Genomic DNA, 13,156 nt, shown 5'->3' with positions numbered 1-13,156 from the left:
GGCTATTCCGCTTTCTGACCGTTTGCTGCCGCCGCCGTAATTGCCGCCGTTAACTTCGCGAACATCGCGTCCGCCGATCCCTCGGTTCCGGAAATAAAGGCTTTTAAATCTTTCAATTCCGGCTTGGTTTCGCTTTCTCCGCTATCGAGCAAACCGTCCTTATAATACTCGCGCAGTATAGGGACAATTTGATATTTGAACCGATCCTTTAATTGTTGTACCGTGTCGACCAAGAAATAGGTGTGCCCGATCTGCAAATCATCCTTATGGTATCCGTCCGATAAATAGCTGTCAAAAAACAGGCCGATATGGCGAAACAATGTGATGGCTTTCTTCTTAACGTCTTCCACGCCGGGTTTGCCTTCAAAATATGTTTCAATTACACCTGCGTCCGGTGTCAGCGAAAAGAATAAAAATCTCCTTCTAATCGCATAATCGATCCCTCCGACCGATTTATCCGCGGTGTTCATCGTGCCGATAATGTATAAGTTCTTGGGAAGAACGATGGAATTCGTATTTTTCACTTCATAAGGAGTTGCTACTTGCTCGCCGCGATATTCCAATGCATAGATCAATTCCCCGAACACCGTGGCGATATTGGCTCGATTGATTTCGTCGATAATAAGGTAAAACTTCTTCCCGCTATGGATTTCGCGGAGGGCTAAATCTGCCATACGCCCTAATAGTTTATTGACCGTTTTATAATGCGGAGCCGTGGAGTTTTCCGGCGTTTCCACAGTGATGCCTCTTATAAAATCCTCATATCCGTAAGAAGGGTGAAATTGGACGATGTCCCAGCCAAACGGTTTATCCCAAGCTTGGTCGTAGGACGGAATCTTGAAGTTTTTCAGTTCATCTTTGGCAATGCTCCATTTTGCTGCAATCATGTCCTTGGCCGTATAGGTTTTGGAAGTACCTGGGGGCCCTTGCAGAATCATCTGCCTCACTTCCATATTATCCATGATGTCTATGTAATCGTTCGCTTCCATTCGATATACTCCTTTGATTTCGATTGAATTACCGTCTTCCTTCCGCGGCCAAAGAATCGTGAGCCTTGCGAGTGAGAGATGATCCGGGTCATCCTCCCATACGATCTTAGCTGTCCGTTTGTCAAAGCTCTTGATATAATTGAATTCATCGTCCGCCAGGTTGAGCAGCAGCTTCATATTGTGGTCGCCCGGGAATTTGGCAACATAATCGTTCACATTGTCCCGATAAGTCTTGTAAAAATAATAAAGCATCCGGAAGGCGATAGGAAAAGGGTTCAGCGAGCTTTTAGAGCTTTCTCTGTTCGGATTGCTGCTTAAGGCCGTTTTCTGGTTTTTGGCCGTATAGACACGGAATGGGAAATACTTGGTTCCGCAAACGTGAATCTCCACCATATTGCTGTTCTTGACCGCTGAATAATGTGAAGGTTTGTCGTGAAATTTGATACTTTTATTTTGCGGCTCGAATAAATGAAGCTCGACATCAGATTCAAGATAATGAAATATATCGGGATTGCGCATGACACGGTAAAACAGTTCAAAGTTCCCTATCAGCTTACGTTCTATCATTTGACAAATCAGATGTTCGATCAATTCCACTTGAAACCGTCTTTTGTCTTCTATATTAGCCAAATAATCAGCTATATCTGTCTCTTTCAGCCTGTTTAACGTCATTGACAGGTCGAAGGAAGCGACGTCATTGTAGTCCAAAGTAATCCCGGTACTAAGACTGGCGTCCAGACTGTCGATTTCCGTTCCCACCTTCGATTCATCCAAAATTCCGTCCAATACATATTGCTTCAACAGAGGAATGATCTGGCGTTTAATTCTTGAAGTCAGGAATGGCGCTTCGGCAAAAAAACCGTGCCCTATTGCATATTGAACCGCTTCAGTCGGATTGTCCGCGCCGCCGGCCACAATGGAATTGACCCGATCGTACAACTGCTCCGCCGTATCTTTCTCAAGGGAGGAAGGCCCGCGCTTCACATACCTGTAATCGGATTCCAAACGCACGACGGCAAACCTTCTCAGCCACGCATAATCCAGCACAAAAGGGCTAGGTACCGCCGTATTCATCGTGGCGATGAGATATAGATTGCTCGGCATGGGAATCCGTGTGCCATTCACCAACGTAATCTCGTCTTGGGGCTGCTCCGAGCGATGGTTCTCCAAGACGGACAGCAGCTCGCCAAATACGGACGAGACGTTGACCCGGTGAATATCGTCCAGAATGAGCACTACAGCTTTGTCCCTATTTTCCTTTCGCAGGGCACAATCGATCGCCTGTAGAAATATTTTCGGTTTTGTTTCGAATTTCAGATCGTCATTTACAGTGCTGACGAAAACCCCCTGTACGAAATCCTCATAACCGTAACCCGGGTGCAAATGAATCAACTCGACATTATCGCAAATCGCGTCGTCGAGCTTGTCCGTATCTTCCTCCGCATAACCGTTAGCAATGGCATTCGCTGCTATTTTGGCCAAGAAAGTTTTACCCGTCCCGCAGCCGCCGGTAATCAAGACGGCGTTGTAAGCCTGTGCCGCCCGTTTAATCTCAACAAGCTTATTCAGCGAAAAGTCGTTTATAATGCCCATATTCCTCCTGCTTTCTTCCTGTGAGCACAGCTCATCCGTCTCAATCATACGCTCCTTTACTGATTCCGCCTCAAAGCGTCCTCCAAATAATGCACGATCATTTTCCGCAGACTCTCCGGTTGGATCTGATCGATTGCAGTGATATACTGCAGCACCCAATATTTCATGCTCTCGATGGAGCTTTTGATATGGGCTCTGAAATAATGGTCGTCGATGGGAGCGATCTCTACATCTTCACCGAAGAAATCGATGATTTGCCCCAGCATACGCATTTCACAACGCAGGGAAATGCTCACCAGGTCGCCTCCGAACATGAAAGCTTGATTCCGGATGTAGTCCCGGACATTAAAGCTTGCGGGAAGCGGCTTGATTCTCTCATCTTCTAATACGGTTACATTCTTGATTTTATCCATCCGCAGAAATCGATCTTGTCCATGCTCTTCAACGTGGCAGAACAAATAGTAATGGTTTAATGTCCAAACCAAGTTATAGGGACTTACCGTACGGAAACCGTCGTTTTCTTTATCTTTAGGCACCAATTTTTTATTCAGATCATATTGCAAGTATTGAAGTGTTACTTTATTTCCTTTCTCTATGGCGTCAGCGATATTTTCGATGCTGTTGAAAAAGGAATCGTTATAATCTTTGTTCTCTTTGTTTTTTAACTCCAGGATGTACTTGTACTTGGAAATGAAATCCTTGCCGAAAGCCCCGCCTATTTTCTTAATCAGATCGATGCTGTGATTCTTCTTTATGAAACGTGAATAGGCAATGGCATCGCAGAGGAGCTTCACTTCCGCTTTGGTTATAACGGGGTCGGTATAATAACCGGCGGTTCTGTTATGATCGTCTTTTTTGGCGAAGATTTCACAATCCAGAATGCCGTTATCCGACAGTACCTGCAATTCATGAATATGGCTATAGACGGTTTTACGGTCGGGCCCCTTCGGCAGATGATACATGCTTATCAATTTTTCTTTGATTTCCGCAGCATTCATAGGATGATCCGCAGACGAAAATTGCTTGAGAACGGAATAGATTTGAAATTGGGTTGGCAATTTGTTTTCCAAAGAGGGTTCCTCCTGAGGTAGGATAAGAAAATTTTACCTTCCCAGGGACGGATGGTCAATCGGGGGATGTCCAAATTTCTCCCCATCGGGCGCGATATAATCAAAATATAGAAGGAGTTGCAAGCCAGTAACATACGAAACCGAAAGGATGAATGACCAATGCTCAGAATTACCAGTGCCAAAAAAATGTCAGCCCGTTTAAGTGAAGGAGACATCATGCAGTATATTCCGGTTCCGGAGCTGCCCTATGACAAGCTGAAGGCGGACTTTGCGATAGCGGACCATCTGGCCTCGATCGATAAGCTGGACCTGAAGGGAGCAGGCAGCGTGCTGATCAAATGCCATTATGCGGAGGACGGATTGCTCGCGGCCGGCTACTTATTTAAGAAATACATAGCGGAGGTTGCCTGCGCTAAAGAGCAAGCACAAGAGGATTGCTGCGATGAGGAAGAGGAATTCCCGATGGACCTTGATGATGAAGATGAGGACGGGGAGGAAGAAGTGACCTCCGAATCGATTCTCTATCGGAGGGATGATCTGGCCTATCTGCCCGTCATTCCGGCGGTTGAATTCAGCTGCGCATTTATGCGGAATCCGCCGTTCGGAATGGGCTTCGGAGCTTTCAACACCCGTATGGAGGGAGAGGTGAAGGCTAAAGAACCTTACTGGAAAACGGGGGATTATCCCTTGATCGTCGAAGACCACGATGGGATGCATCTGAATTCCAAGGATCCCTTCGAATATTTCGAACAGTCCGGACGGTTCCTCATCTATATTCTGGTGACCCGGCCTGAACGGGAGTCGCATTTCGGTTCCTTTGGCAATGTTGCGTTCTTCGAGAAGTCGGTTTTGTTCGAGACAAATATGGAGTACTGTGTGCTTGAACGGCCGACGGTGCAGTATTATGGGAAGGTTCTTGGCGACATCGCCAAAGCAAAGGGCTATAAGTTAACCCGGTCGTTGAATAGAACAAAGCTGATCCGGGAGCTGATGGATTACCGCGGGATGAGCTTCCGGAGCTCCGTAGACATTGAAACCTTCGTGAGCAAAGCCATCGGCAAGAAGCGGGACGACAGCAGAACGATAACCCAAGCGGACTTCGATTCGTCATTAATCGCAAAAGATATCCGTAAGAAAAACGAAACCTCGGGAAAGGCGAAGGATGCCAAATCCGAATTGGACAGGCTCATCGGGATGGGGGATGTGAAGGCTCAGCTAAACCGTCTTTTGAAACGTTTGAGTTTTGACAAACAGCGGAGAAACAGTGGTTACCCGACATCCGACAGTCATGCCGCAGCGGTGTTTATGGGTAGTCCGGGAACAGCCAAAACAACCGTCGCGCGTATTTTCGGCAGGATGCTGTGTGAAGCGAATGTGCTGGCGAACGATACTTTTAAGGAGGTTTCGCGAAAAGATTTGGTGGGCATGTATGTCGGCTGGACAGCACCGACTGTCGCCAAAGTCTTCGAGGAGGCAAAAGGCGGAACGATCTTCATAGACGAAGCCTATAGCCTGATGAGCGAAGGGAAAGCGGACGGCTACTCGGACGAGGCATTATCGGAGATTATCCGGCAGATGGAGAATAACCCGGATACGCTGGTTATTTTCGCCGGGTATGGTGATCCGATGAGGCGTTTCATTCAACATGCTAACCCCGGAATGCGTTCCAGGCTGACCAACGTAATTGAATTCAAGGACTATAGCGTGGATGAGCTGTGCGAGATGTTTGCTTACTTTACGAATAAAGAGGACTACGTTCTGGAGAATGCGGCAACAGCTTATGAAACGATTAGATGCTTTGTGAACGGGATCCGAACGATCCGCTCCGAAAATATGGGGAATGGCAGATTGATCCGCAAGCTGTTCAAAAGCGCGGTGGGTTATATGGCCGAGCGGGAGGACAATGACCTGCGGACGTTAAAGACCGCCGATATGGAGAAGGCGGCCGAGGAATTGCTCGGTGCCGAACGTAACATTTTTAACGGAGCGCGGGAGAAAAGCAGAATCGGATTCCACTAAAGATTGCTCCATATCGGCCGTTCAACGATGAAGGCGCAAGATGTGAAGGTGAGACGGGTGACCAGAAAAAACCTTGAGGACGCAGACGTGCCCGCGCTGGAGTTTTCGGAGCCTTTACAGCCTTATACGGAACAAGTGCTAGGGTTTGGCCGCGGCGATGGTTGGGACAATGATTTTTATCGGGAGGTTAAAGAAACTATGGCGGAAAATCAGGATATGGATGAAACCGGGATTCCTTATTGGTTATGGACCAGGTTGCAAGCCAAGCCGGTCTGCAGCCGGCAGATCGGATCAGGCGAGGTATTCGTAGCGCTGCTGGACAGATTGGATGCATTCGGCATCGATATTGGCGGGGTGACGGAGGAATTCGCGAATTTGGCTGATTCGGCTGCATGTATGGATGGAGAAGAGTTGGAGGGAGGGGAGGCCCGCTGTGGAGATCAGATCGGCCGCTTGGGCCGATTTGCCGTATTGCTCCGGACAAGATCAGGAGAGCGGGAATATGAGGCATTGAGGGGACTGGCTGGAAAGCTGTTTGCAATCATCGGAGAAGTGAATGAACGCACCCGATTGTCCCCGGTCGGTTCCGAGCCGTTCGACCGCAGCGCATCCAAATTATTGCAGACGCTGGAGCATACGATGGGCCTTTTCAGAACAAAGGTATTAAATAGCCATGCCTCCTATTTCAAGCCTTACTCATCATATGAGCCCGTTCATTTAGGTTATATGGTGTACAGTGTTCAACTGCTGGAGCAGTGGATTGAACGTTTACGGATACGGCTCTCGAAACCGGCCGCCGCTTTTCCCGAGGAGACGTTCTATCTGAAGCCGGGATTGTTCTGCGATCTGCTTGACTGGACCGGCGATGCCGCGGATCTTGAGTATTTTCACTGGAGACGGGAATTTAATGAAATTGCGGGAGTTGAGGAAACATGAACAAATTTTATATCGCGGACCCGCATTTTGGGCATGAAGCGGTAATTCGCATGTGTGGGCGGCCGTTTGCCACGATTGATGAGATGGATAACGCGATCATGCGGAATTGGAATCAAACGGTCGGGAATGAGGATGAGGTTTATATCGTCGGCGATTTTATGTTACGGTCCCGGCATACGCCGGAGTACTATTTACGGCAGCTCAGCGGGAGGAAACACCTCATTCTGGGCAACCACGAGAAATGGACGAAGCGGCTTGAGTTGACGGCGTATTTCGAAAGCGTAAGCCAGATCAAGGAGATTACGGATTTGGACCGGCATCTGGTCCTTTGCCACTATCCGATGGCCGAATGGCCCAGGTATTACAAGGGGAGCCTGCATGTATTTGGGCATATCCACAACAATCGGGATTGCGACGCTTTCCGCTACTACGGGAACAATCCGAACATGCTGAATGCAGGGGTGGACATCAATCATTTTACACCGGTGGGCCTGCAACAGTTGATCGCCAACAATGAAGCTTTCAGACTAGGGGGAGAGCTGGATGAAAGACTACATTGATGAATCGTTTCACGGGCATGTGATACGGAGAATAAAAGAACAGTGCGGCGGGAAACCATGGTCATCCCTGGATGAGGGCGAGAAGGTCGCTTTGCTTAGTTTGATGTGGATGGCGTTGCTGGATCGGCTGGAGTATGCGAATGATGATGTCCAGCCGGTTTGGCGTGCGATTGGAGCTCTGATCCAATCCGTCGACGGGCAGATCTATGAGCTGCAGCTTCGCCAATCGGATGCGGCAGGCGAGATCAACCGGTTGAACCGGTTCAACGCCCGTCAGCTGGAGCAAATGGCTGAGAACGACAAGAAGTCATATGCGGAGTTGGCAGATTTGAGCCAAGGGATGCTGGATCGTTTCATGAAGATCGAACAGGCCTTGATGGAAGCGGGAGCGGATTTGGTGGAATTTGAGGATAAGGTTCGGTCGTTGTTCGATGCAGCGAACCATATCGCGGACCGGTTCGACTATTTGGCGTTGCGGCACTTTTATTCAACATTCAAGGCAGGCGGATACAAGTGTATCACGGCTTTGTGCTTGGGGAGCCGATTGCTCCGAACCGCAGCGGGTTGTTTACCCCGAAAGTTTGATCATGGGGAAGCCGTTTTTGTGTTCCAATGGAACCCGGATCTGGAGCGGGAGTACGATCTGGAGCTGCTGTGTTCGTTTGGGTCCGGGTTTGACTTTCTGAAGTTCGACGATGAGACGGACACGCTGCTTCCAGAGGTTGTGGAGCTGCTGTATCCGGACGCGTAATGAACCATACTTGGGCTGTATTGGAAAATTTTTGTGTAATCTAGGCTTCTTTTCAAGTAATATAGAAAATGAAATTTATGTCGAATTACGGAAAACGAAACAAAAGGTCTTACAACCACGAGGTGATTCCGACCATGTCCGCTACTCATAATGAACTGCCCAAACTTAAAAGCTACAGCAAAGACCTCCATACGGAGGTGATCTATGCATATATCGTGCAGAACAAAACGCAACCCCAAATTGCCGAGGCCTTCTCGTTGGATGACAGCCGGACGGTGTCTTCGATTGTGCGCGCCTATAACTTCAACCGGGAAAAAAGCGCCAACTACCAAGGGGGTAAGGATAAGGGGAAATACAGGGGGACGGACCGGGAGTTAGTCCGAAAGTACGTACACACGTATTATCCGGGGTTCGTGGCTGATGAGCGTATTACATTTGACGCTTTCCTGGAACAGCATAGAAAGAAGCCCGCAGCTAAGCCGCCCGCTCCGCCCCGGACTCCTTTCGGACAATCGCAGCGTCAACCTCTCAACACGCCGAAGCCGCAATATGCCGCACCCAAGCCTGTCTCTCCTGCTCCGAAACCTGTTCCTCCCGCTCCGAAGCCGCCGACGGCGGCGGAGCTGTTCCACCGGGCGAATCAGCTTTGGCAGATGCGGTCGAATTCGCGTGAGATGGTAGAGCTGTTCAAACAAGCGGCGGAACTGGGACATGCTGAAGCTCCTTACTTGTTGGCGGTATATTATCAGGAGAACGGCAGCTCCGGAGGCGATTGCACCCAGGCCCTTTCCTGGTTCCAGACGGCTGCGAACCGCGGCTGCGAACAAGCCAGGAGGTCTTATGCGGAATTTCATTACGAACTGGCGCTGAAAGCCAAGAAGTATAACGAGTATAAAGTCACCGTTCCGGCATATGAAAAAGCTGCCCGGGCCGGGCATGCGGGTGCGGCCAACAATTTGGGCGTTCTATATGCCAATGGCGAGGGGGTCGCCCCAAATGTCCAGACTTCCGTCTACTGGTACGATATCGCTGCAAAAGGCGGCAATACTAACGCCATGTGGAATTTGGCGCATTGCTGCTTGAACGGAGCGGGCCTGAAAAAAAGCAGGCAGCAGGCACTTTATTGGTTCGAGCAGGCAGCAGAACGAAAGCATCTGGAAGCAGCGGAGCAGGTTGCCGTCCTCTCGCATCAAATCGGGGAACGCTATTGGAACGCGAAAGAGGAGCAGGAGCGGCCTAAAGCTTTTGCTTATTTTCGGAAAGCGACAGATTACGGTAATCAGGACGCCTTCTTTGATCTGGGCTTATGTTATGCCAATGGCATTGGCGTGGCTCCGAATGCAGGCAAGGCCGCTGAGTACTATGGACAGGCGGCCCGCAACGGCTCGGCGGCGGCGCAGAATAATTTGGGTGTGCTCTATGCCAGAGGCGAAGGTGTAAACCGGAACGATCAGCAGGCGGCCCATTATTATGAGCAGGCGGCCAATCAGGGCGATCCGGTGGCGATGAAAAATATTGCCTATTGCTATAAGGAAGGCAAAGGCTGCGAGAAAAATGCGTTCCAGGCCGTGTATTGGTTCGAACAGGCGGCTGAGCGCGGGGACGACGAAGCCAGGCTACAGGCAGCGGAAGGCTCTTACGCCATCGGCGAACACTATTTGAAGTCCAAGGCTTCGGATGAAAAAGGCAAAGCCTGCGACTATTTCCGTAAAGCGCTAAAATACGGCAATAACAAGGCGCTGCTGCAAATCGGCAACTGCCTTGAAAACGGATATGGCGTCAAGCAAAGCTACGAACAAGCGGTTCATTATTATGAGCAGGCTAGAGCTGCAGGAATCGATAACGCTGACGCTTGGCTGGCGGACTGTTATTTCGAATGGGCCAAGGAGCTTCTTGAGGAATACAGCTGCCAAGAGGCCGTCGAGCTTTTGGAGAAAGGCGCGAAATTGGAGCATGAAGATTGTATGCTCTTATTGGCCGCATGTTACTTCGAAGGCAACGGGGTTTATGCCGACGACGATACTTCTGCGGAATGGTACGCAGCGGCGGGCGGTGTCCGACTCGCCAATAAGTCCGCTGAAGAACATTATGTGGAGGTTGCCGAGCGCTGCTATGCGAATGGCGATTACCAGCGGGGCGTGGAATGGTATAAAAGGGCGGCAGAGCTTGATTGTGCAGCCGCTATGGAAGCGTTGGGCAACTATTATTCAGACTGCGATTCCAATTGCGACGTTCCAGACTATGAGCAAGCCGCAAGGTGGTATAGGAAAGCGAACGAGACAGGTGATTGCAGCTGCGATTGGGATTTGAACCGGTGTTATCTGAAGCTTGGAGAGCAAGCACTGGAGAAGGACGATGTGGAAGCAGCCCTTGGTTGGTATCGGGGAGCGGGGGAAATCCGTGATAACGATTACTACCGGAACGGACTCCACGAGTGCTGCTGCCGGTTGGCCAAAGCGGCGGTTGATCAAGCAATGTTCACGGCTGCTATGGAGCACTACCGGGAGGCGGAGAAATATGGCGATCCGGGATACGAGGAGGCTGACCATTTTGCGAAAATCGGAGACTTCCTGTCTTCGGAATGGGAATATGAGCTTGCAGCGGAATGGTATGAAAAAGCGTCAGGATTAGGCCATGAAGCTGCTGCGAAAAAAACCGCTGAATGGTATTATTCGCTGGCCCGCAGATTCGAATCTGAGCAGGATCATGAACAGACGTTGTATTATTACCTAAAAGCCGCCGAAGCCGGGGATATTACCGCCCAGCTGCACCTGGGGTATATGTATGAATTCGGCAAAGGGGTCCCGGCGGATTATGAAGCCGCCTTCAAGTGGTATAACCTCGCAGCGGAGCAAGGAGACGGGACCGCACAGGAATGGCTGGGCGACATGTTGAAAGATGGAAAAGCGGAGCGGCATTATGGTAAAACGATCCGTCTCCGCATGGCGATTCATCGGTATGAACAAGCCGTCCGGGTGGGCAACGAGAATGCCGGAAGCAAGCTGATCGATTGCAGCCACGTTCTGGCCGAGGCATATGCTGCGGATATGGATTTTCAGCAGGCCGCCGAGATTTACCGGAAGTCGGCTGAACTGGGCAGCAAGAGTGCGCTCCATGCACTGGGCTTATATTCTTTAAAAGGGACCGGGGTACCTCTGGACTACGGGCAAGCTGCCGGCTATTTCCGGCACGCCGCGGAGCGAGAAGATGAACGGGGAAGGTTCTATCTGGATCGTATGTTTGGTTCAGACGGGGAAATTGCGGAGGATTACCGGCAATACGAGCAATGGTACCGGCAGGCTGTAGAGCTTGGGGATCCGGAGGCGATGCGGAATCTTGGGCTCTTCTATATGGCCGAGAATGAGGAACGGAAGGATTACACAACGGCTGTTTATTGGTTAGAGCAAGCAGTGAAGCTGGGGGATGAAAAGTCGATCCGGGAGGTTGTGGAAGGGTATTACCTCGCGGCTGAAGATTATGGCAGCTGGAGCAAACTAGACCTGGCATTCCCATATTACATCAAAGCGGCGGAATCGGGCCATATTGCGGCACAAACCATGGTGGGCCATTTTTACGAGCGTGGCATTGCGGTTCCCCAAAATGAAAAACAAGCAGCCCGCTGGTATGGGCAGTCTGCAAAACAAGGCTGCGCTACCGGGCAGTACTATCTGGGCGCTCTATACGAAGGCGGCAGAGGGGTCGCTCGGAATGACGAGACGGCTGCCTACTGGTTGGGGCTATCGGCCCGGCAAGGGAATACGTATGCCAAGTTTTCATTGGCTGTGATGTACATGGAGGGTAGAGGGGTTCCGGCCGATTTGGAACAGGCGGAGATTCTGATGGAGGAAGCCTATTTGCAAGGCTACCCCGTATTTGAAAGTGAATCGGACAAACCTCTGGTTCCTCTGGCAGATCTTTACACAAAGAAATACGGTACAACATACGGCCCCAAGCTGATCGGATTGTATGAGCAACTGGCGGAAACGCAGCAAGACAACAGTATGTTTTACGAATTAGGGCTGGCATACGAGATGGGCTACTGCCCAAGCTTGGATGTCCATGTCGGGGAGGATGCCGGCAAAGCTTTTCAATACTTTAAACTAGCCGTTGAAAAATCGGGCTTTATAGAAGAGGCAATTGTTAAGTTGGGGAACTGTTACCGAAATGGTGTTGGAACGGAGCAAGACATCCGGAAGGCCGTTGAGGTATTGGAGTCTGCTGCGTACTGGAGCAATCCGGAAGCTCTTAATGTGATTGGAGAGTGTTATTTTTCAGGCAAAGGGATCGAACGCGATTTGAACAAAACCTTCGAATATTGCAGCAAGGCTGCCGAACTGGGACACGCGGAAGCGCAGTACAATGTGGGCTTCTGTTATGAGAATGGCTATGGCGTACCGCAGAATAAGGAGGAGGCGATGGAATGGTACGGGAAATCGGCGGAGCAGGGTTTTGCGTTGGCCGTCGAGCGGCTCACGCAAGCTCAAGCTACTGCCGCCGCAGCCGTAATCCCGGAATACACGGTTGATATGGATGAGCCCGAAGCTGCGGTGGACATTGACGAGAGCCTGGACGTTAACGAGTTGATCCGACTTATGGGCCGGGCCGCCACGAAAGAGGAACAGTTCTATTACCGGCAAATCATCAATGAGAAGCTCCATAGCGGCTTGTATGGTTCCCGGGACGGGAAGGAACCGGTTCCTTATGGCGAACAGAATGAAGTGGAGATCAGGGAATTTGATTTTGCAGGGGAAAAAATTTCATATGCCGTGACCGCCAAAGACCGGGCTGCAGTGACCGTCATCAATGATCACGTCAAAATTTACGTGCCCGGAGACACCCTGATTATCGACAAGGAATATGCCAGGCAGCATCTGAGCGCTAAAGCGATCAGTTACGCCATCGAGGAGAATGAAGATTACCTATGGGATTATGGCGGTACCGGAACGGCTGTAGTTTTCGAGCTGGCGTCCATATTGGATGAGGAACCCAACGTGTCCATCATGTACATGAACCTGTTGCGGTCCTGCCGGGATTATTTACAGGAATTCGAGCTGTTCGGCGACAAATTTAAGGAAACCTACGAGCAGAATTTGCAGAGAAAGTTATAATCATTCGAAAGAGCGTTCCCCTATTATGTGGTCGGGGGATGCTCTTTTTGTTTGTTCTTTTTGCTTGGCCGCTGATGTTTGCTGTCCATTTTTTTGTACATCCCCTCTGCTAGACTGAGATTGCCGGAAT

The 13,156-nt window shown here is 50.1% G+C and carries 7 protein-coding genes; 5 read left to right on the top strand and 2 right to left on the bottom strand.

Going from position 1 to position 13,156, the window contains the following annotated elements; translation table 11 throughout:
* Positions 1-2 precede the first annotated feature (2 nt).
* Positions 3-2,630, bottom strand: coding sequence for an AAA family ATPase (locus EYB31_RS06415; RefSeq protein WP_131012450.1), 2,628 nt, complete (start codon positions 2,628-2,630; stop codon positions 3-5).
* Between the two features lie 8 nt (positions 2,631-2,638).
* Positions 2,639-3,652, bottom strand: coding sequence for a helix-turn-helix transcriptional regulator (locus EYB31_RS06410; protein WP_131012449.1), 1,014 nt, complete (start codon positions 3,650-3,652; stop codon positions 2,639-2,641).
* Between the two features lie 159 nt (positions 3,653-3,811).
* Between EYB31_RS06410 and EYB31_RS06405 the strand changes: the two genes are divergently transcribed.
* From EYB31_RS06405 to EYB31_RS06385, 5 genes are all read left to right on the top strand, one after another.
* Complete coding sequence (locus EYB31_RS06405) at positions 3,812-5,671, top strand: AAA family ATPase (protein WP_131012448.1); 1,860 nt, start codon at positions 3,812-3,814, stop codon at positions 5,669-5,671.
* Between the two features lie 57 nt (positions 5,672-5,728).
* Positions 5,729-6,607 (top strand): hypothetical protein, encoded by an 879-nt coding sequence (locus EYB31_RS06400; RefSeq protein ID WP_131012447.1) that lies wholly within the window; start codon positions 5,729-5,731, stop codon positions 6,605-6,607.
* A complete protein-coding gene (locus EYB31_RS06395) occupies positions 6,604-7,167 on the top strand; it encodes a metallophosphoesterase (RefSeq protein ID WP_131012446.1) in 564 nt (187 codons plus the stop codon). Before EYB31_RS06400 ends, EYB31_RS06395 begins: the two co-directional genes overlap by 4 nt.
* Complete coding sequence (locus EYB31_RS06390; RefSeq protein WP_131012445.1) at positions 7,151-7,918, top strand: hypothetical protein; 768 nt, start codon at positions 7,151-7,153, stop codon at positions 7,916-7,918. The genes EYB31_RS06395 and EYB31_RS06390 overlap by 17 nt, the downstream gene beginning before the upstream one ends.
* A gap of 134 nt (positions 7,919-8,052) precedes the next feature.
* Entirely contained in the window at positions 8,053-13,026 is a 4,974-nt protein-coding gene (locus EYB31_RS06385) for a tetratricopeptide repeat protein (RefSeq protein WP_165452256.1), read from the top strand.
* The last annotated feature ends 130 nt before the right edge of the window (positions 13,027-13,156 follow it).

It is taken from the genome of Paenibacillus thalictri, assembly GCF_004307995.1.
Classification (GTDB): Bacteria; Bacillota; Bacilli; order Paenibacillales; family NBRC-103111; genus Paenibacillus_AF; species Paenibacillus_AF thalictri.
This window is presented reverse-complemented; position numbering and strand designations above follow the sequence as displayed.

Excerpts from the sequence above, each read along its gene's own strand:
- EYB31_RS06385 (WP_165452256.1), top strand. The coding sequence starts at position 8,053 with ATGTCCGCTACTCATAATGAACTGCCCAAACTTAAAAGCTACAGCAAA.
- EYB31_RS06390 (WP_131012445.1), top strand. The coding sequence starts at position 7,151 with ATGAAAGACTACATTGATGAATCGTTTCACGGGCATGTGATACGGAGA.
- EYB31_RS06415 (WP_131012450.1), bottom strand. The coding sequence starts at position 2,630 with ATGATTGAGACGGATGAGCTGTGCTCACAGGAAGAAAGCAGGAGGAAT.
- EYB31_RS06405 (WP_131012448.1), top strand. The coding sequence starts at position 3,812 with ATGCTCAGAATTACCAGTGCCAAAAAAATGTCAGCCCGTTTAAGTGAA.
- EYB31_RS06395 (WP_131012446.1), top strand. The coding sequence starts at position 6,604 with ATGAACAAATTTTATATCGCGGACCCGCATTTTGGGCATGAAGCGGTA.